Source organism: Duncaniella sp. (assembly GCF_029054785.1).
Classification (GTDB): Bacteria; Bacteroidota; Bacteroidia; order Bacteroidales; family Muribaculaceae; genus Duncaniella.
In genome coordinates, this window is record NZ_JAIDEN010000101.1 from 1 (window position 1) to 19519 (window position 19519).

21 protein-coding genes and 1 tRNA gene are annotated in these 19519 nt (G+C 48.8%); 20 read left to right on the plus strand and 2 right to left on the minus strand.

Going from position 1 to position 19519, the window contains the following annotated elements:
* Positions 1-143: 143 nt before the first annotated feature.
* From K2H17_RS06775 to K2H17_RS06815, 9 genes are all read left to right on the plus strand, one after another.
* The gene (locus K2H17_RS06775; RefSeq protein WP_300132946.1) at positions 144-842 is read left to right on the plus strand and encodes an HK97 family phage prohead protease; all 699 of its coding nucleotides are present in this window, start codon (positions 144-146) and stop codon (positions 840-842) included.
* 24 nt (positions 843-866) lie between these two features.
* On the plus strand, positions 867-2153 hold the full coding sequence (locus tag K2H17_RS06780; RefSeq protein ID WP_300132948.1) for a phage major capsid protein: 1287 nt from the start codon (positions 867-869) through the stop codon (positions 2151-2153).
* A gap of 11 nt (positions 2154-2164) precedes the next feature.
* On the plus strand, positions 2165-2494 hold the full coding sequence (locus tag K2H17_RS06785; RefSeq protein ID WP_300132951.1) for a head-tail connector protein: 330 nt from the start codon (positions 2165-2167) through the stop codon (positions 2492-2494).
* Positions 2484-2789 carry a head-tail adaptor protein gene (locus K2H17_RS06790; RefSeq protein ID WP_300132953.1) on the plus strand — a complete coding sequence of 102 codons (306 nt, stop codon included), beginning with the start codon at positions 2484-2486 and terminating at the stop codon, positions 2787-2789. The genes K2H17_RS06785 and K2H17_RS06790 overlap by 11 nt, the downstream gene beginning before the upstream one ends.
* A gap of 8 nt (positions 2790-2797) precedes the next feature.
* Entirely contained in the window at positions 2798-3325 is a 528-nt protein-coding gene (locus K2H17_RS06795) for a hypothetical protein (RefSeq protein WP_300132956.1), read from the plus strand.
* Positions 3312-3704: a DUF3168 domain-containing protein gene (locus K2H17_RS06800; RefSeq protein ID WP_300132959.1), complete on the plus strand. Its 393-nt coding sequence runs from the start codon at positions 3312-3314 to the stop codon at positions 3702-3704. The genes K2H17_RS06795 and K2H17_RS06800 overlap by 14 nt, the downstream gene beginning before the upstream one ends.
* A gap of 66 nt (positions 3705-3770) precedes the next feature.
* On the plus strand, positions 3771-4286 hold the full coding sequence (locus K2H17_RS06805; RefSeq protein ID WP_300132962.1) for a phage tail tube protein: 516 nt from the start codon (positions 3771-3773) through the stop codon (positions 4284-4286).
* On the plus strand, positions 4283-4600 hold the full coding sequence (locus tag K2H17_RS06810) for a hypothetical protein (protein WP_300132964.1): 318 nt from the start codon (positions 4283-4285) through the stop codon (positions 4598-4600). Before K2H17_RS06805 ends, K2H17_RS06810 begins: the two co-directional genes overlap by 4 nt.
* A gap of 41 nt (positions 4601-4641) precedes the next feature.
* Positions 4642-4938, plus strand: a complete 297-nt coding sequence (locus K2H17_RS06815; protein WP_300132967.1) for a hypothetical protein — start codon at positions 4642-4644, stop codon at positions 4936-4938.
* Here the strand turns inward: K2H17_RS06815 and K2H17_RS06820 are convergent.
* Entirely contained in the window at positions 4935-5090 is a 156-nt protein-coding gene (locus K2H17_RS06820) for a hypothetical protein (RefSeq protein ID WP_300132969.1), read from the minus strand. The genes K2H17_RS06815 and K2H17_RS06820 overlap by 4 nt on opposite strands.
* Before the next feature lie 243 nt (positions 5091-5333).
* Between K2H17_RS06820 and K2H17_RS06825 the strand changes: the two genes are divergently transcribed.
* From K2H17_RS06825 to K2H17_RS06875, 11 genes are all read left to right on the plus strand, one after another.
* On the plus strand, positions 5334-9110 hold the full coding sequence (locus tag K2H17_RS06825) for a phage tail tape measure protein (protein WP_300132971.1): 3777 nt from the start codon (positions 5334-5336) through the stop codon (positions 9108-9110).
* Between the two features lies 1 nt (position 9111).
* Positions 9112-11418, plus strand: a complete 2307-nt coding sequence (locus K2H17_RS06830) for a hypothetical protein (RefSeq protein WP_300132974.1) — start codon at positions 9112-9114, stop codon at positions 11416-11418.
* A 2-nt stretch (positions 11419-11420) separates the two neighbouring features.
* A complete protein-coding gene (locus tag K2H17_RS06835; protein ID WP_300132976.1) occupies positions 11421-13094 on the plus strand; it encodes a hypothetical protein in 1674 nt (557 codons plus the stop codon).
* Between the two features lie 16 nt (positions 13095-13110).
* Positions 13111-14274, plus strand: a complete 1164-nt coding sequence (locus K2H17_RS06840; protein WP_300132979.1) for a hypothetical protein — start codon at positions 13111-13113, stop codon at positions 14272-14274.
* A gap of 190 nt (positions 14275-14464) precedes the next feature.
* A complete protein-coding gene (locus K2H17_RS06845) occupies positions 14465-14695 on the plus strand; it encodes a hypothetical protein (protein WP_300132982.1) in 231 nt (76 codons plus the stop codon).
* Positions 14692-15741 carry a hypothetical protein gene (locus K2H17_RS06850; RefSeq protein ID WP_300132985.1) on the plus strand — a complete coding sequence of 350 codons (1050 nt, stop codon included), beginning with the start codon at positions 14692-14694 and terminating at the stop codon, positions 15739-15741. The genes K2H17_RS06845 and K2H17_RS06850 overlap by 4 nt, the downstream gene beginning before the upstream one ends.
* A 4-nt stretch (positions 15742-15745) precedes the next feature.
* The gene (locus K2H17_RS06855) at positions 15746-16912 is read left to right on the plus strand and encodes a hypothetical protein (protein WP_300132988.1); all 1167 of its coding nucleotides are present in this window, start codon (positions 15746-15748) and stop codon (positions 16910-16912) included.
* Positions 16913-16918: 6 nt separating this feature from the next.
* On the plus strand, positions 16919-17704 hold the full coding sequence (locus K2H17_RS06860) for a hypothetical protein (RefSeq protein WP_300132991.1): 786 nt from the start codon (positions 16919-16921) through the stop codon (positions 17702-17704).
* 81 nt (positions 17705-17785) lie between these two features.
* Entirely contained in the window at positions 17786-18136 is a 351-nt protein-coding gene (locus K2H17_RS06865) for a hypothetical protein (protein WP_300132994.1), read from the plus strand.
* 19 nt (positions 18137-18155) lie between these two features.
* Positions 18156-18731, plus strand: a complete 576-nt coding sequence (locus K2H17_RS06870; RefSeq protein WP_300132997.1) for a glycosyl hydrolase 108 family protein — start codon at positions 18156-18158, stop codon at positions 18729-18731.
* Positions 18732-18799: 68 nt separating this feature from the next.
* Positions 18800-19252, plus strand: a complete 453-nt coding sequence (locus tag K2H17_RS06875) for a hypothetical protein (RefSeq protein WP_300133000.1) — start codon at positions 18800-18802, stop codon at positions 19250-19252.
* Positions 19253-19394: 142 nt separating this feature from the next.
* Here K2H17_RS06875 and K2H17_RS06880 read toward each other — a convergent pair.
* A tRNA-Arg gene (locus K2H17_RS06880) sits at positions 19395-19466 on the minus strand.
* Between the last annotated feature and the right edge of the window lie 53 nt (positions 19467-19519).

Sequence of the window (19519 nt, forward strand, 5' to 3'; positions counted from 1 at the left end):
GATTGACTTCGCAACGATTAAATTGCTCCTTGCTCACTTGTAAAATTAAATTTCAGTTAAAACTAAACACTCTCTTAGAGGCATAAACGAATTAGGAGCGCAACCGGGAAAACCGGAAGCACCCGAAAAAACCAATAACGACAATGGCAACGAAAAGGAATAAGGACACCGAGGTAAAACGCACCCTGCGTATCGACTGCGCCGATTTGCGCGTGCGTGAGGCTGCCGAGGGCGAAGTCCACAGCCGCACTATTACCGGGTATGCTATCCTATTTAATACCCCATCCGCGCCGCTATGGAGCGACGAGGATAGCGAGGCACGCGAAGTTATCGCGCCGGAAGCAGTCACCAAAGAACTGTTAGACGGCTGCGACATCAAATTTACCATGTACCACGATCGCCAGTTAATTTTAGGCCGTAGCAACAAAGGCACCGGAACGCTGGAATATTTCGTAGATGAAAAGGGCGTAGGCTTTAATTTGGAGTTACCTAAATCGCCTAACGGAGATGAAGCCTTAGAACTGGTAAGACGTGGCGATATTTCCGGGTGCAGCTTCGCATTTACTACCCGGTACTGGGATAGTGATTTTGTCGAGCGCACGGCAAAGGTTGTAAACGGAGCAACTGAGATAACCTATACGGTCAAGGCAGTAACCGGAGTGTATGACTTTACGTTGGCGGCTGATCCGGCCTATCCCGATACATCGGTAGAGGCACGTGAGTTTACTGCAGGACTGCGCGAGGTGGAAAAGCCTACCACCGAGGACCCCGGACCGGATATCGAAACAGTGCGTAAGCAGGTGCGCGAAATGCGCCGCGCTGCCACGCAAAAAATAATATAATTTTTTAACTCAAAAGTTTCAGTAATGAAAGAAAAAGACAAAAAGACGCTGAACGTGCGCGAGTTGGTCAACAAGTATCAGGCCAACTGTGACCGTATCGGCGAAATTGCCGAAACCTGCGAAAAAGAGCAGCGCGAGCGTACCGAGGCAGAGGACAAAGAATTTGCCGCCCTCACACGCGAAAATCAGTTGCTGCAAATGAAAATGCAGGTGGCAACCGCCGAACATCTGCGCGAGAATCCCAACGCCGCAACCGACGCGGTTAAGATAATCCGCGAAAACGCATCGCGCGGACAGAAGTCAGAAATTATCTTCGTGCGTGATCTCATGATGGTCTCTGACGTTGCCAGCGGTGCCATTATTCCGCTGAATGTGCAGGAAATCATCAAGCCGCTGACTGAGGGTTTCATCCTTGATAAAGTCGGACTGCCTATGCCTACCGGTCTCAGCGGTGATTTCGTATGGCCTATGTACGAAATGGTAGAAGCGCAGATCGCCGGTGAGGGTGTAGCCCTGTCTGACACAAAGATCCCGTTTTCGAAAATGACAGCAGCCCCGGAGCGCGTGGGTATCGCCATTCCTGTAACAAATCAGTCACTTAATCAGAGTGACGGTGTTCTGGAGATGATCATACGTGAAATTATGCCCCGTTCCATCCGCTTGCTGCTGAACAAAATCCTTTTCTCAACATCTAAGGTCAACGGCGCTACCAATCTCGTAGGCCCGTTTGTCGGAAAAGTAGCGACTGCCGTTGCTATCAGCGCAGTGCCTAAGTTTTCCGAACTCAACGTTAACATGAAAGCCAGACTGCTTGAAACCGGCATCGACGGTGAGCATCTTTGCTGGATCATGACGAAGAGTCTTGCCGCTACACTGGAAGGCACCCCGATCAATGAAAAGGGCATTTTCGTGCCGATGTTGCAGAACGGTATGTTATGCGGCCTGCCTGTCTATACCACTAACGCGATCCGTAATGTCGAGAAGACTTACAAAAAGTGGAGTGGATCTGCCTGGGCTGACTATACACTGGCTGCCGGAAATACCGTTAAGGGACAGGTTTCGAAAACATCCGAACTGCCGACAACCGGCAACACATCGGGCGACATATATGCTATCGCCGATATTACTGAGTATGTCGGACTGGGAGACTGGCGTTATCAGCCAATGGGCCTTTTCGGTACCATCCGCTTTATCGTCGATCCGTACAGCCAGGCCCGTAAAGACAGCGTCGATTTCGTGCTTAATACGGACTATGGTACTAAAACCCTGCGTAATGAAGCATTTATGCTGGGTAAGGTAGCAACCGCATAAAACAAATAACTATGGCAGTAGTGAGTTTGGCATTATTTAAAAAGCATGTTCGGGCCGACGATTTCGCCGATGACGACACGTATTTAACGCATCTGTTAGAAGTCGCCGAAGTGTCGGTGATCACTGCAACAAATCGTACAGAGGAGGAACTCACCGCCGATAATGCCGGAGAGTTTCCCGCGCCGTTAAAGCATGCTGTAATGATGCTTGCCGCTCACTGGTACAACCAGAGGGAAAGTGTCAGCAGCGTACAGATGTACGAAGTGCCGGACTCACTACAAGCCTTGGTTAAACCCTATCGAAAATTGGTTAGCGATGCAAGCAGGGAGAATGAAATATAAATTGATCTTACTGGAGCCTGTCAGCAATGCAGACGGCTTCGGCGAGGAAACACCAACCTACAAAGAATTTCGCACCGTTGCAGCCGAGCGTGTAAAAACAAGCGGCAATCGTAGTGAGGAAGTAGGTGAGCATTTCCCTGATTATCGTGCCGAATTCAACATCCGCGATGCACATCCGGTTAAAGAAAACTGGCGAGTAAAGCAATTGGGAGGTTATGAATATACAGTGACCAACATTATCCCTAACCTCGACAGAGGCATGAAAACTTTAGTCTGTGAACGTGTAAATAAATAGACTCGCGAATGAAATACCAAGACAAAAAGCTGTGCGGTCTGTTTGCGGCCTTATCTCCGATGAACCGTAAAAAAGCAATAAAAGGAGCTTGTCGTAAAGTTGGCAATTCAGTAAAAAAAGTTGCTATCAATAATCTAAGGGCGACAGGTCTTAACCATGCCGACCAACTGAGCACGGGAGTACGTGCTGTTGTGTTCAAAAGGGAGGCGGGATTTCGTGTTACGGTAGCTTCAAAAAAAGCTAATAAGAGAGGAAAAGGTGAAAAAGGAATGCACAGTAATAGATATGGCAACAAGAAGCCTATATTGGCATGGGCCGAACTTGGTACTAAATGGCGAAAAACAAAGACCAATAAATCAGCAAAATTCAATGCGGATGGGAAGTGGTATACTGCCGGAAGCCGCAGAGGTTTCATGAAGCGTTACGGATTTATCGCTAAAACAAAAACTCAAGTAGAACACAAAGTAGGTAAACAGTTAAAAGATGAAATAGCAATAAAAGTGACACAAATAGCAAAAAAATATGGCTGTACCTAAAACATCATTGAGCGCAGGGGCGATTATTCGCGCTGTGTTGCTGGAGGATGCCGAAGTATCTGCAAGAACTAATAAGGTTTTTCCGGTTGCGACCGATAGCGCAGAGTTGCCTTATATTCTGTATCGCCGGGCCTCACTGACATCTAATCCGCAGAAAGGCGGACAGCCTGGCGCCGATGAAATACAAATAGAGGTCATTTGCTTTACGGAGCGATATGGCGAGGGCGTCGAATTGGCAGAGGCAGTACGCGCCGCATTAGACCATGTGACCGCAGAGCATGACGGCATGCGTTTGCGCTCATGCTATCTGATCGACAGTGAAGAAGCCTATCAAGATGATGCTTTTGTTCAGCAGTTGGTATTTAGCGCAAAAATATAGTATGTGCCAAATCGTACAGAATCGCATTATAGCAATAGAGGCGCTAAACACGCATATAACAAAATTTTGAAAAATAATTTAACAATAGAAAACAATATGGCGACAACAACCAAAACGGGCTACTGTAACGGTAGCGACATGCTGGTATATGTAGGAGGTAAAGCCGTAGGTCATTGCACTTCCCATACCACCACTATGAATAGTGAAACCAAAGACCGCGCCGTAAAGCCTGTGGCCTCTAAAGGTATTTCCTCAGGGCTGTGGAAAGGCAAAGGGGTAACGGGTCTTAGTATCTCAATATCTGCTGAGGGCCTCGTTTTTTATGGCGAAACAGAAACTGGCTATAAAGCACTGCTTGCAGCGTGGAAAGCCGGTAAGAGTGTTGAGGTGAAGTGTATGGAGCGAGCAAATAGTGACAAACCTTACCTCAAAGGCCAGTTTATCATTTCATCTCTGGAGCGCACTGACCCGGCGCAGGATGACAGCACATACAGTATCAATTTCGAGAATGACGGTGAACCTGATATCATTGACGAAACCGCAATCACCGAGATTCCTGAAACCACCGAGGCCGAATCATGAAACGCATCGAGATAAAGATAAACGGCACAGCATACCCCTGTGGTCCTACTATGGGGGCAATGCTGCGTTTCAAGCAGGAAACAGGACGTGAGATCACAGAAATTGATCCCCGCAGCTTTAGCGATCTATGTACATATCTATGGTGTTGTGTCGTCTCGGCGGCAAAGCGCGAGGGCAAGTCGTTTGACATGTCGTTGATGGATTTTGCCGACAGCCTTTCTCCTGAGGATATGGCAGAGTGGAACAACGCGATAGTATCGGATTCAGAAACTGGAAGCGGAGAGAGCGGTGAAAAAAAAAGAAAACGCAAGTAGCAATCTATGATCTGTTAGGATTGGCTGTCGGCTGTGTCGGCATGTCGCATGATGATTTTTGTAAATGTACTTTCGGCGAATTTGAAAGTATCTGGAAGGCATGGCGCGAAATGACCGAGGGGCAGAACCGAGACACTTGGGAACGCGCCAGAACAATCGCGGCGATAATCATCCAGCCGCATGTCCGAAAGAGAATTACCCCGAAGCAGCTTTTGCCGATGCCGTGGGATAAGAAAAGGCAGAGGATCCGAAACGAAGCCCCGGATCTTACTCCGGAGGAAAAGCGAAAACGATTTGAAGAAGTCGTGCTAAAATTAGGCGATGAGATGAATATTTAACGCTTGTCTTCCGTCTTGTCGGAAATGGTAATGTCTGTTTTAAACAGAGGTGCGTCAAAGTCAAATTTTACTGCGTAGCGGATGATCCCGGCTACAAGTATAATGCCGAGAATCAGAATGGCGATGCCTAATATGTGACCTAATACAGCCATTTGGTTGATATTATATCGCAAATATACGAAATAGCAGCGACTTTTTGCAAAAGCACTGCTATTTTTTGCGTCAATATAAAGGTTAAACTAAGTTAAGAAGATGCAATTGCTATTAGCAAAGACAGCTAAAAGAAATCAAAGGCAAACCAATTGAAAAACAGAATGTTGATGCTCTTTTGTGGGCGTTTGATATGTCGTATATTTGTATAACGCATTAACCTTGTAAGAACTGGAGGAAAGAAAATGGCTGGAAAAGGTGTCGTCTCGATGGACGTTACGATAATAGAGGGAAAGGACGGTCTGAAAAGGCTGACCCTCGATGCCGACGCGCTACGTAAAATAATGGAAAGTAATATAAAAGTCGCGCAACGTTTTGAGAAAAAGGTGTTCGGCTTTGCGGCTCTCACGACGGGGATCAATGCTGTTAATAGCGCATTCGGGCAACTCGCCACTATGCATCAGTCGGTTACTGGCGAGAGTGAGAATTTTAACAAGGCCATGAAAGCTGCTAATACAATGGCCGGAAAGGACAGCACCGGATTTAAGCAACTCAAAAGCGAGGTAGCGGATTTAGCCAAAGAGATACCCATAGCGCGTGACCAATTGGCGAACGGTCTTTATCAAACAATATCTAACGGCGTACCGGAAAATAACTGGATAGAGTTTTTGAACACGTCGGCCCGGTCTGCGGTAGGTGGTTTGGCTGATATTAACAAAGTTGTCGGCGTTACCTCTACGCTCATTAAAAACTACGGTTTGGAATGGAGCGCGGCGACCGACATACAGGACAAAATACAGCTCACCGCCAAAAATGGTGTAACCTCATTTGAGCAGTTAGCGCAGGCCCTGCCGAGAGTAACAGGTAATGCCGCCACGCTGGGCGTATCTATCGACGAACTTATGGGAACCTTTGCCACGCTTACAGGCGTGAGCGGTAACACGGCCGAGGTTTCCACCCAGTTAGGCGCGATATTTACCGCGCTGGTTAAACCCAGCAGCGAGGCCGCAGAAATGGCGGCTAAGATGGGCATACAGTTTGATGCCGCTGCAATACAAGCCGCTGGCGGTTTTCAAAATTTCCTAACCCAGTTAGACGGTAGCGTTAAGGCATACGCACAGGCTAACGGTGTGCTGGAGCAGGAGGTATATAGCAAACTGTTTGGCAGTGCCGAGGCTATCCGCGCATTGATACCTTTGCAGGGCGAGTTAGCAGACAAGTTTACGACCAACGTCGCCAACATGGTAAACAGCGCCGGTACGATGGATGCCGCCTACGCCGACATGAGCAGCCACGGCGAGGCGGTAAACCAAATGCTGCGTAATCAATGGGCAGCTTTTATAGACATTATCGCCGGGGTCACATCTGCCGCACAACCTTATATCAATTTCACCGCCGGGCTACTTAGCACCGGGTCAAGTGCGGCGATACTTATTACCACGTTTAAGCAGCTCAACGTACAGCAGACATTAGTAGCCACACGCGCTAAACTTGCAAGCGTGGCTATGACTACGTTAGGACTACGTGGCAAATCTGCCGCTGCTACGGTGCGTGTTTTTAGTTCCGCCATGAAAGGTGGCGCATATAGTGCCACAGCCTTAAAAATCGCGTTGCGCGGTTTGTTAATTGCTACCGGTATCGGTGCGGCTATTGCTGCGGTTACTGCTGTTATCGGCTATTTTTCAGATACGGTTGATGGCGCTACTGAGAGCGTTGAAAAACTCGATGATGCGACCGACGACTATACCCAGGCCGCCGCCGCTGCCAAAGTGCAGATAGACCGAGACGTTAAGGCACTGGGCGATCTTATTAAGGCGAAAAAAGACACTAAGGATGCCGTACAGCGTCTAAATGAAACTTACGGCGAGATCTTCGGCTCTTATAAGACCGCCGGAGAATGGTATAAAATTTTGACTGAGAAGAGCCAATTGTATGTTAAGCAGCTTGGATATGAAGCTCAGGCGAAAGCGTTAGGTGCTAAAATTGCCGAGGCTTCAATAAACAAGGAACTGGCCGCCGAGCGCAAAGCCGAATTAGAGCGAGCCGGAAAACATAAACAGACTGTATCCAATACATTCACTACTCCGTCAGGATATAACCAGGTCGTAACATTTGAGGTTGAAACAGAGGAATACAAGCGGGCTAAAAAAGATATGGCCGACGCTGCCGCGACCGAGGCGGAATTACAAAAGCGGTTAGATGTCATTACCAAAAAGACAGGCGAGGTTAGCGCGGAAATAAACCGTGGGCTGGCCGGTGCCAATTCCGAGGTTAAGGTTAGTGAAATGACATGGCAACAGCTAACCGACGCTATCGACAAAACCGAAAAGAGCCTAAAAAATACAACTGATACCGCAGAGATTAAGCGGTTACGCGCCTATAACGACCAACTCAAAGCGCGTAAAAAGGTCTTAGAGAGTATGACCGGGTTAGGCACCCAGCGCAGCAATAAAAAGAAAACCGCTGTGGCTGACCCCAAGACATACGAGGAACTAAGCACCAACATTGAAATTTATAAAAAGAAACTCACCGGGGCTGATACCGAGGAGCAGCGCGTTATACGCGAAAAAATCGCACGCTGGGAAAAGGCACGCGAGGCTATCGAACTGGTGCAAAAAGCGGCTGAACGCCCGGCTACGCTAAATACGTTAGAGGACATAGACCGCGAAATAAGTTACCAGCGCACTTTACGCCAAAAGGCTACCGCCGAGAATATCGCCGGGATAGATGCCGAAATAAAACGGCTGGAGGAACTGCGCGGACAGTTGGAGCGTAGCGGCTTTGCGCCTACGCCAATAGCCGACATTAAAACGTATGAGCAGCTTAACCGCGAACTGGCGTACTATACCGCTCTACTGGAAAAAGCGGACGCGACCCAGCGCGTTACCGTGCAGAAAAGTATTAACGACCTCAACGAATTAAAAAAAGCATGGGACTACGTTTTAGACGACTTGAAAAAGCCGGGCGACGTTTCCACGCTTAACACTATCGAGGATTTAGACGAGGCCATTAGTTACTACCAGCAGAAGCAGAAAAAGGCCAGCGGTGAGGAAATACAAAATATACAGCGGACTATCGACGCATACGATAAAAAGCGCGACGCATTACAGCGCGGTATCGAAATACCGTCTATGCAGCGCGAAGTAGCGGAAATAAACAAGCTGACCGGGCGCGAGTACAAAGTTAAAATTAGCGGCATGGGTTTTGACGAACTGACCGCCAAGATTAACGAACTTAACCGCCTATTAAACGATATAGACCACCCAGTAACCGCGACCCAGCGCAAAGATATTGAAAGCCTTATAGCGACATACGAAAAGTGGCGCAAAGAGGGTATTAACGCCTTTGGCACTTTCCGCGAGGGCTGGGACGGCATAAAGGGTATCGGTAGCGGCGTGGAAAGCATCACCGACGCGCTGGAGGGTAACGGCAACGCATGGCAGACAGTTACCGGCATAGTAGATGGCTTTTTGCAGATATACGACGGCATTAAAACCATCGTAGACATTATCAATATGCTAAGTACCGCTACAACTGCACACACCACGGCAAAAGCCGCCGAAAGTGCCGCTATCAGTGTGGCTACCGGCGCACAGACCGCCGAGGCTGTCGCGGCTGAAGCAAACGCACTGGCGCAAATACCTGTAATCGCCGCTAACAAATTGGCTACCGCCAGCTACATGGAGTTAGCTGCCGCCGCTTATTTCGCCGCTCATGCCTCTATACCGTTTGCCGGTTTTGGTATTGCTTCCGGATTTGTAACCGCCGCTACAGCAATGGTGCAAGCTATCGGGGTAATGCCTTTTGCTAATGGCGGTATCGTTAGCGGCCCGACTGTCGGACTTATCGGCGAGTATGCCGGAGCGTCGAATAACCCCGAAGTGGTGGCACCACTCGACAAGCTGCGCGGTATGCTGCGACCAACCGAAGGAGTAAGCGGCGGTGTCGTAAAATTCAAAATAGACGGTCGCACATTGGTAGGTATTTTAGAGAAAGAAAACAACCTCAAACATCGTAGTTAATATGGCCAAATTTCTAAGATATATGGGCGAGTTCCTTAGCCGTGCCGGTGTGGTATGGCGCGTGGAAATTTTGCAAGAAACCGATGCGCCGTTTAATCCTGTCGGGTCATTGACTTTTGAGGCGGACGAGCCGTTGGTTATTGAATGGGATCATGTAGAAAAAGACGAGGTTATTTGCGGCAGTATTGCTACACTGCGGATTGAAAGCCCCGGTGACCGGACATATGAAGATCTATATACCATAGTCCCCGGACGCATACGCATGGATGTGTATCGCAATAATTCATTATATTGGAGCGGCGCACTGGACCCCGAATTTTATGAGGAACCCTATGAAAAGGCCGCCAACTATCCCGTGTCGCTTACATTCTCGGATTTCGGTGTATTGGACCGACTTAAATATGATCTGTCAGGGATGCACACACTTAACGAAATTGTGGGCTACTGTCTGAACCGCACGGCAATAAATTCAATAATTGATGAAAGTTTGATTAGCACCTGTCTGACTCCCGGAGGAGCGAAGATGAGTCTGGTCGATTTGAAAGTAAGGAGCGATAATTTCTATGATGAGGACGGAGAGCCGCTGTCACTGAAAGAAGTTTTGGAGGGGGCGTTGCAGCCGCTTGCACTGCGCGTTGTACAGCGTGCTGGTCGGGTATTTGTGTATGACCTCAATGCCCTCTATCAGGCTGCGCCCAAGCAGATTGAATGGAGTGGTGACAGTCAGACGATGGGAGTCGATCGTGTATATAATAATGCTAAAATAACGTGGAGTCCCTATGCGCAATCAAAAGATCTGCTTCCGACCGAATGCTGGACACAGAAAGCCGATCCTGAAAGAACCTGCGTAAATGAAGCTGACGGATTGTCGATCATATGGCCTGATCCGTATGCGCCGGCGACACTATTTTCATATCCATGCGGCAGTGATCCGCGTGTCATCAAAGCAGACCCTACCGCTGTCGGCTTTTCTTTGTGGCTAAGTGACAAAGGTGAAAATATAGAAATTATAGATCCTAAGGCCAAGTATTTCACCATTGTGCCTCAGAATGACGGGAGCGAATGCGAGGGTGTGGCTATCAATTGGCCCGGTCTGCAGTTTGAAGGTCTTCAGACTGCCCCCGAATATAAAATACACGGATTTTCCAACAAGATAGGTGGCAGTTTCGCCAATAGGGGAGATGCGATATTTCGTAGCAAATCAGTATGGATTCCGCCTACTGACAACACCGTAGAACTTCACATCAGTCTCGAAGTGCTTGTAGATCCTCGTGTAAATTTCCACAATCAGGCAAAAAACTTTACACATTATACAACCGACGCAACAACCGAAACGCCAATGGGTAGTATAAAAATACCTGTTGGCCATAAGATCAAAGTTAAAGATTTTGAAGACGATTGGAAAGATGTGGGTAATTTCCTGTATGTCCCCGTCCGAATAATATTTGACAGCGACAACGGAGAGCGCTATTGCTGGGATAACAGACAGGAGATTAAGTATGACTCCAAGTTTCCACATACATTTTTGGATCTTACCAAAGGCAATTGGGTGAAAGATACTGGGGATGTGTGGGGATATATGGCCTATTACGATCCCGGAGACGACCGAAACAAGACAACCGGAGTTATGGGCTGGCAGACAAATCACCCCGCGATAAATCCTCACAAGGAGGAATTGTCTACATCTTTGGAAAAAGCCGAGGGCCAATATATCCGTTATCCCCTTAATGGCACTTGCGGCGGATCTATCCGTATAGAAATTTTGTCCGGTTGGATAGTTGTGGATGAAAAAGGCAAGGACTATACTAACAAAATGCTCAACAGCAATCGCGCAGCTTGGATTTTGTGCAAACTGCCAACTATTGAAATCGTCAATAAGTTATATGCAAAAGGAGGGTCGGTCATAGAGTCCGATGACATTGAGTATAAAGCTGAAATCAATCCGGATGCCGAAGAATCTAAAGAAATAGATACGATATGCGGAAGCAGTGCTGATGGAATACCAACGGCGCGGGGTGCATATTATTTTGCCTCTACCGGACAGCAGGTAACACAGCTGTCAAGAGCAGGCCGTACATCGCAAATTGAAGATTTGCTGATAGGGACTCTGTTTAGTCAGTATGGAGAACGGCGCACGACCTTATCAGGTGAAATGCAGATAATCACCGATGCCCTATGCGCACATACAGAGGAGAACCAGGATGGTAAAATATTTATGATGACAGCCGATACGCAGGATGTAATAACCGACACCAGTGATGCTACGGTTACGGAACTGCGTCCGGATGAATATGTGAGGAGAGTGTGACTATGGCCTTAGATTATAAACTCATATCCAATACCCGTGAAGCGCGGCCGCGAAGCAAGCGTTTGCGCGAGCTGGGTATTTCCGGAAACAGTGCAGGCGGCAGTATTATCACAGCTACCAGCACGGGAAACAGCGGCAATGTCGCTATACATACCCACGCCAATAAAGCTGCGTTGGATCAAATCAGCACAGATAACGATGGCTATGAATGGCTGACGCGAACGGTGGAGACCGAAAATACAGAAACCGGTGAACTTGAAGAGCAAATTATAGAGGAAAAGGTCAAAGCCGGATATGCCGATTTGGCCTATGATCTGACCGAAGACAGCCCGATACGGGATCAATTCCTAAGCCGCATCGCCGACGATATTGCCGAGGGGCGTATTACGTTTAAGCAGGGGTTGACTGCGATCGGGTTAGCTATATTTCAAGGCGGTGCACATTTCGGTGAGTTTATTAAGTCTCTTTACGCTGGAAAGGGTGCAGGAATTGACAAAGACGGTAACGCCGAATTTGAAACGGTGCGCGTGCGCAGCTACTTTGATGCTATGGAGCTTATCGTTAATAGGCTGGCGGCTATCGAGGGCGACCAGCTATTAACCGAGGGCGACACCATCGACCGAGTAGTGGATAATGGCGACGGTACGTTTGGTTTGTACTTGCATAGCAAGTGGGACGGATATTTTACCGCCCAGCGCGAAAATAACGTACTGAAAGGCATTATTAACACGCGGGCTACTGGTAGCGGTGTATATTATACCTGTTGGCTTCGCGTCAACAGCGTTAACACCGCGCTTAACTATATAGAGGTCACAATGTACCCCGACGACGAAACGCCAGCCGGAAAGAATTACCCACCGTGCGAGCTGATGAAAATAGCACGCTGGGGTAATCAAACCGACAAGACACGGCAAAGCTGCCTATACCTGTCGAGTACCGAGGGCCGCATAGTCAAACTATCGGGCGTAACTAAACCGATTATCGACAAAAGCAATTACGGTGCGACCTTTGGCACTGTGCCGGATTTTCTTATAGCGATGGATCTGCCGCTTATCGAGGGGCAGGACTATGTGTATGCGCGTGGCCTCATAGTGCAGGACATTATACGCATAGACTATCAAGGTAAACCGATAGTTACCTACGCCGATAGGGGCCAGTGGAACGCGACCGCCGACTACTACAACGAAACGACCAACCCGGACACCGGGGTATATGAAACATCGGACGTGTGGTATATGGGGTGTAAATACCGCTGCATGAAAACCGGCACACATAATCCCCCGACATGGAATAGTACCGAGTGGGCCATGATTGAGGGCAACCCTGATTTTATAGTAGAGTTTGCCGAAACAGATTATCTATTTGATCCGGACAATTTGGATGTGACGTTGATAATAATAGCAACGCTGCATAACATCGACATTACGCAGGACATATTAGATACTGATGTGGTCTGGACTCGATACAGTGAGGATGCGCAGGGTGTTCCCCGTGTAGCATCTGATAACGCATGGGCCTTAAAACGCGCAGGGGCTGGCAAGTCTTTGCACCTCACAGCCGCCGACATAGATTTTAACGGCTACATACCCAAAACCATAAAATTTACGGCGACCGTAACACTACGCGACGGCATGGGTAACGTGGCCGCCGAGGAACAGGCAATTTTTGAATATTAACCAATAAGGCAACGAAATGAAAACAAGAAGATTTGATTTTAATTTCCGACCGCTGCAAATAAACATCGGTTTTGCCGTAGATGGGTCAGTGCCTAATAAGCAGAATTACGACGCGGACACTAACACCTACACGCCCGACTACACGCTAACGCCGCTAATTATCCAGCCGCAGGTTAGCGTTATGGATAAGGACGAGTATTTAGCGGCTGGTAGCATAAATCACCAGCTGGCTAACGTGAAATGGTACGAGATTGTCGGCGGCCTTTCTACGCTTATCGAAAGCACTAACACCAACTACGAAGTAATAGCCAGTGGCGGCCAGGCCGGACGTATCAAGGTAAAGAAAAACGCCCAGCCGAAATTACCTATTACGCTGGAGTTCCACGCCGAGTTTAGCGACCCACGCACCGGGCAACTGCACGCGATTGTACGCACCTTTCCGGTGACGTGCGGTAATTCCACCGTGTACGCGCCGCAGCTCATTTTAGACGCTGCCGACCAAACCATATACAACCCACTGACCGACCCCGACACGCAGACAGTACACGCCAGCCTACGATTAGGGGCAAACGAGTGCGCGACCGCTAACCGTATTTTCGTGTGGGAAATCTACCGCGCCGATAGCAATACATGGACGGAGGTAGGCACCGATACCACGCTGGACTATGACGTAACGGTAGCCGCCGACGGTGCAAGTTGCACAGTTAATCGTAGCCTCATGGGTACGGAGTTGTATTTACGCTGCCGCGCTAAATACGACATAGGCGGTAATCCGTCGGGCGTGGTATTAACGGATGCCGCGCCCTGCAAAATCGTTTCGTTTATCCGTCGCATACCTAAATTTGAGTACGACGTTACAGGCGTGCCGGTTAATATTCCTGTCGGCATTTTGGCTATCGCGCCGGAGGCTTCGATATGGGACGCTACCGGGGCAATACAGAACCCCGAAAGGGAATTACTACCGCTGTGGTATATCGCCACAAACAAAGCAAGCGGTACACTGTCATACACGCAGGTAGCGCACGGACTTAAACCAACGATACCCACTACGGCTATGAGCCTTAGTTACGGCGCGGTTATAGGCTTAGACGTTAAAGATGTCGGGCCGCTGTGCGCCTTTGAGGACACCGACGGCGCGGTATTTGAGGATGCCGACGGCAATGTGATTTTAATAAAATAATCCACTAACAAATAACATTATGGCACGCTACATTAAAGCAAACCCCAAAGTGGCCCAGTTTCTGAATTTGCAGAACGACCGCAACACCGTAAAGGACGGTAATTATATTCTTTGGCAGAGTGATTTATTAGCCTTTGGCCCCCTAACGCGCCTATCCGAAACGCTGGCGGCTATCGGTGCTATCGCGCTCATGCCACACGAAGCACGCGAGGAACAGGACGGCACGCAGCTGCGCCCCCTGCCGACAGCGACCGACCCCCGGTTTGAAGTTCCGGCCCCGGTGGAAACACTCGAACCCGAAACGCCCACCGAGAACGAGGGCGAGAACCCCGACGAGGTACCCGGCACCGGCGACGAAAGCCAGCACGACGGCACAGCCGACGAGCAGGAAGTAACAACCCCTAAAACTAAAAAAGTATGAGCAGCGCAACGGCTACAAGAACCATAAAATTTATATCAAAGGCTGGCACATATTCCGCAGTAATCATGTGTCCCGATGGCGACCTGTACCAAGAATGGGAGGGTACGATAAACGACGTGACCAACATTTACCCGGACTTTGCCGCCTCTAAACCTATCCTGTATTTCGTCTGCACCAGTAGCCGTGTAGCCGAGGGTATCGCCACGCCCGACAGCATTGACTATTATTTCAATGGAACGAAAATCTCATTTAGCGGTGACACATCTACCGGCACGTTTGCAGGACTTTTCAAAAAGATAGCACCCAGCGGCGATAATCTTTACTACGGTTTGCAGATTGTCGGCAATATCGCCGCCGCTTCCGGCTACGCCCCGGCGGTAATTAAGATGGTGGCTAAAATATCGTATGGCACACAGAGCGACGACATACAAGCCGACTACACTATACCCATACAGCAAGCAACCGGCACCAGTTACCGCGTTACTATCGCCGCCGGTGATAACAAAAATTTCGTAATCACCGAAAAGGGCGGTAGTGTCATACTCAAAGCGATGGCGTACCAATCCAGCGCGGCTATCACCAAAAACCTAACCTACCAGTGGGAAAAGATGGGCGCAAGCGGCTGGAACACGTTAGCCGGAAAGACCGGGCAAACTTTGACCGTCGCCGAGGCCGACATAGACACCTACGGCGAGTATCGCGTTACCGTATTCCGTGACGGTGCCGAGATAGGAAAGGACATACAGGGCGTAATGGACGCAAGCGACCCATACGACATAGACCCACACCCAACGCCCGAAGATGAGGCAATAACCGAGGACACCAGCGGTAACGGCCAAGTCACCTATACGCCTGTCGTCGTAAAGCGTGGCACAAACACAAAGGCACTTAACACGCTTTTCTTTTTCGTGATTAAAGACGCTGCCGGGGTTTACCTCAACAGCCAAAGCGACCGCGAAACGGCAAAAGCATCGTGTGCCGTAACACGCGCTCACTGTATGCAAGCAGGGGGCGACGTGTCGATAACCATCACTGCGCAAGATTAAGGCTATGGGCGTAAAAGCAACACGAGTAGTTAAATATATCCGTAAGGGGGATAATGGCAGTGACGCGGTGCGTTACTGGCTATCTCCATCGGTATCGGCAATATCAGTGAGGGAGATAGACCGCTACGGAGATGGAAAACCAACACCTGATAAAATATCTTGTCGCCTTATAAAACAAATAGGAGGCAATGATCCTATGAATATTGCTAACTCTTCTGCGGAGGGTTTAGCCATGTTCTATGCAATGAAGCAGATTAATGGAAGTAGCGCTACTTCACGGCCATATTCCGGGGATAATATTTATGTCCCTACAAACACAGCTTACTGCGCTATCGAGTTTTATTTATACCGTTCTGGCGAATTGATCGACACAGTCACAGTGCCAATTGTACACGATGGCGAGCCAGGCGGCAAAGGGGATAAAGGAGACCGCGGTCCAACTCTTAGAGGCCCCCAAGCGTGGAGCGACTGCGCTACCGGCTATGCTTTTAAGAGCGGCGCAAAGGGCGAGGCATGGAAAGACGTAGTATTATATGGCAACAATTATTACAGCTGCATTAAAAGCCATACCAAGACCGCCAGCAATTACCCCGGAAGCACTACCGACCAGTCTAACGGCTACTGGCAGTTAGGCGATAAAATCGAACTGGTAGCAACCAAAATTTTATTAGCATCGTATGCACTGGTTAAAAATTTGGGCGTTGAGAGTATCGACATGAGGGACGCGGCCGGTAATATCCTTTTTCAAGCAAAAGACGGTAACGTTACTTGTAAAACCGGTGCGTTTGAAAATATAAAAGTGAGCGGAGATTTGACCGCTACCAAATTTAGTTTGAAACTCGCTGACAATGATCAATATGGCGAAACGCCCAATGGGTCTTTGTGCTATCGAACAAGTGCTGTGTATCTGGAAGAGTTGCCGTCAGGGACCACAAGGATGCTTAAAATACTTAATCCTGGCGTTACGAGATCTGGCGCATCGCCGTTACATCTCATCAACACCTCTGATAGTGTCTATATTAGTACTGAAATGACAGACGCAGAGGGTACTAATTCTCCGGTAATAGTGGAAAATGGCGGATATAATATGGCTAAATATTTTGAACTTATAGGCGTAAATAGAGGCGACGGGAAAACAATATGGTATTTAATACAAACAAATAACAACTAAAAAACTATGGCAGTAAAAAAGACCAAAAAACTAAGCGCACAGACCGCTACCACCACGGTAGCCACTGGCGAAAAGTTTGCGAAAGTTGACGCAAACGGCAAAGTAACGCTAATCGACTTAGCGAACCTCAAAACCGCCCTACTGGGCGGCCTCAACCTTAACGGCATGATGGACGGCGTGTTTATCATGTACCACCGCAAAAGCGATGATTACCCACAGATGGTAAAGCCTCACAAGTGGACGGCTTTACAGAACGCCGGAGAAATCGCCGACGGTGTGGTAGTCGTCGAGAGTGGCAAAGTGCTGGTAGTGGCACCCACCGAAGCCGACAGCGCAGGTATTTTGTGGAGTTCCGCAGCCGTGAGCGGCGGCGCGACCACTACCAGCGATCGCGTAACAGCTATGAACGATTGGAACGGCAAGGCTAACACCGCGTCTATCATTTCAAAAAGTACGTCGGCCGCCGTCACCAACACCAGCGCATACGCGCCCGGTTTCTGCAACCTCTACAGCCGTGCCAACGCTAACGGCAAAGGACTGTTAGCCGGTAAATGGTGGCTTCCGTCGGTAGGCGAAATGATGATGATTTACGCTAACATGACCAAGATAAACTACTGTCTTAGTCTTATCGCCGGTGCTACCCAGTTGCTTGAAAACTGGTACTGGACAAGCACAGAGACCAGCGCGGCTAACGCATGGCATCTGACCCTCATCAACGGCGGCCTCAACTACTGGAACCCTAAGGCCAGCGACAAGGGCAGAGTGCGCCCGGTTTCAGCATTTATTAGTTAACCGTCAGTAGTCAAACTTTAACCTTTGGTGCGGCGCAAGCCGCACCATATTTATAACCATAGAACTATACCAAACGTAGCAATGGAAACAGCAGATATACTAACCATAATAGGCGGTATCGGCGGCATACAGGGCTTTATCGAGCTGGTTAAATGGTGGTGCAGCCGCAAGGTACATGACCGCCAAGACGTAGCCGACGTGGTAGCCATAGAGAACGAGAACGAGCGAAAACAAGTTAGCTGGCTGGAGGCAAGGTTAGCCGAGCGCGACAAAAAGATAGATGCTATTTATGCCGAGCTTCGCGCCGAGCAAACCGCCCGGCTGGAGGAAGTACACCGCCGCCACGAAGTCGAGTTAAAGTTGGCCGAGGCCGAGGTAAAAAAGTGTCACAAACGAGGCTGTACGGATAGAATACCGCCCAGCGATTATTAACAATAAACCAAATAACATTATGGCAAACGTAGAAAAAATCGTGCCTTTTATTATTCAGTTTGAGGCCGGGGTAAACCCTGCCGGACTGACAGGCGAAAAACTATTTGAAAAGGCCCGTAAAACCGGGTATGCAAACGACCCCGACGATTTGGGAGGTGCTACGATGGTAGGCGTTACGCTGGCGACCTACACGGAATACTGCCGTAAAAAAGGCTATCCGCGCCCCACCGTTGAGCGTCTGCGCAGCATGACATACGCCCAGTGGCTCGACATTCTTAAAACAATGTTTTGGGATAGATGGCAAGCCGACAAAATCGCTAACCAATCCGTCGCCGAAATACTGGTAGATTGGGTTTGGGCTTCCGGCAAATATGGCATCACCATACCTCAGCAAGTATTAGGTGTTACCGTTGACGGCATGGTAGGGCCTAAGACGCTGGCGGAGATCAATGAGCAGAACCCGGCGCAATTCTTTGCCCGGATAATGGCAGAGCGTAAAGCATATATCGACCGAATTTGCGCCAGCCGTCCTGCAAACAACAAATATAAATGTGGCTGGTTGCGTCGCCTTAACGCTATCACTTTCCGGCCATGAAACGGTTAACGCTCATAGCTGCCGTAGGTATAGAGGCGTGTCTGTTTTCATGCCGGACGCAAAAGACAGTGACAACTATCGACCAAGATAGCAGCCTGTCGTATGTCGACACTACCAAGACCGCAGCCGATACCGCCAGTCATAAGGTTAACGCAATTGACACAACTAAAATCACCACCGCCTTTGAAGGTAACAACGTGATCGAGTTTGTCGAGGGCGGTGGCAAAGTCAGCATCGACCCTGCCGGAAATATGACCTTAGAGGGTGTGAAGAATATGAGAGGTCAGCACAAAGGGTGCATAGCGCAGGAAAAAGGCGTTAGCCAGCAAGTCGAGGACACAGCCGCCTACCATGAGCAGGTAAACGGCGTGGAGGCTAAGAAGACCGACCGGCAGAAGTGCACTGAAGAAAAGACCACGGCGAAAAAATGGTATGAAACAGCGTTAGCGCGTTTGGGGCTGGGGGTATGTATTGCCGTTCTTCTGTGGCTAATTTTCCTGTATATAAAACGAAAGTTCTAACCAATAAATAGTAAGAAAACACGAGAGACGCGCCCGGCTGTGAAGTCAGGCGTGTTTCACTTGTGTGCGATAGTTGCGTATTGGTTGCTTATTGGATAAAGCTAAACCGCCTAAAACCCAACAGATTAAAGGTGGTTTATTGTACCTCGGAGGGGAATCGAACCCCTATCTGAAAATTAGGAATTTCCCATTCTATCCATTGAACTACCAAGGCTTGTTTGCGGTGCAAAATTACAATTATTAATCGGATTTTCCAATTTGGCGTAG

Excerpts from the sequence above, each read along its gene's own strand:
- K2H17_RS06775 (WP_300132946.1), top strand. The coding sequence starts at position 144 with ATGGCAACGAAAAGGAATAAGGACACCGAGGTAAAACGCACCCTGCGT.
- K2H17_RS06780 (WP_300132948.1), top strand. The coding sequence starts at position 867 with ATGAAAGAAAAAGACAAAAAGACGCTGAACGTGCGCGAGTTGGTCAAC.
- K2H17_RS06785 (WP_300132951.1), top strand. The coding sequence starts at position 2,165 with ATGGCAGTAGTGAGTTTGGCATTATTTAAAAAGCATGTTCGGGCCGAC.
- K2H17_RS06790 (WP_300132953.1), top strand. The coding sequence starts at position 2,484 with ATGAAATATAAATTGATCTTACTGGAGCCTGTCAGCAATGCAGACGGC.
- K2H17_RS06795 (WP_300132956.1), top strand. The coding sequence starts at position 2,798 with ATGAAATACCAAGACAAAAAGCTGTGCGGTCTGTTTGCGGCCTTATCT.
- K2H17_RS06800 (WP_300132959.1), top strand. The coding sequence starts at position 3,312 with ATGGCTGTACCTAAAACATCATTGAGCGCAGGGGCGATTATTCGCGCT.
- K2H17_RS06810 (WP_300132964.1), top strand. The coding sequence starts at position 4,283 with ATGAAACGCATCGAGATAAAGATAAACGGCACAGCATACCCCTGTGGT.
- K2H17_RS06815 (WP_300132967.1), top strand. The coding sequence starts at position 4,642 with ATGTCGCATGATGATTTTTGTAAATGTACTTTCGGCGAATTTGAAAGT.
- K2H17_RS06820 (WP_300132969.1), bottom strand. The coding sequence starts at position 5,090 with ATGGCTGTATTAGGTCACATATTAGGCATCGCCATTCTGATTCTCGGC.
- K2H17_RS06825 (WP_300132971.1), top strand. The coding sequence starts at position 5,334 with ATGGCTGGAAAAGGTGTCGTCTCGATGGACGTTACGATAATAGAGGGA.
- K2H17_RS06830 (WP_300132974.1), top strand. The coding sequence starts at position 9,112 with ATGGCCAAATTTCTAAGATATATGGGCGAGTTCCTTAGCCGTGCCGGT.
- K2H17_RS06835 (WP_300132976.1), top strand. The coding sequence starts at position 11,421 with ATGGCCTTAGATTATAAACTCATATCCAATACCCGTGAAGCGCGGCCG.
- K2H17_RS06840 (WP_300132979.1), top strand. The coding sequence starts at position 13,111 with ATGAAAACAAGAAGATTTGATTTTAATTTCCGACCGCTGCAAATAAAC.
- K2H17_RS06845 (WP_300132982.1), top strand. The coding sequence starts at position 14,465 with ATGCCACACGAAGCACGCGAGGAACAGGACGGCACGCAGCTGCGCCCC.
- K2H17_RS06850 (WP_300132985.1), top strand. The coding sequence starts at position 14,692 with ATGAGCAGCGCAACGGCTACAAGAACCATAAAATTTATATCAAAGGCT.
- K2H17_RS06855 (WP_300132988.1), top strand. The coding sequence starts at position 15,746 with ATGGGCGTAAAAGCAACACGAGTAGTTAAATATATCCGTAAGGGGGAT.
- K2H17_RS06860 (WP_300132991.1), top strand. The coding sequence starts at position 16,919 with ATGGCAGTAAAAAAGACCAAAAAACTAAGCGCACAGACCGCTACCACC.
- K2H17_RS06865 (WP_300132994.1), top strand. The coding sequence starts at position 17,786 with ATGGAAACAGCAGATATACTAACCATAATAGGCGGTATCGGCGGCATA.
- K2H17_RS06870 (WP_300132997.1), top strand. The coding sequence starts at position 18,156 with ATGGCAAACGTAGAAAAAATCGTGCCTTTTATTATTCAGTTTGAGGCC.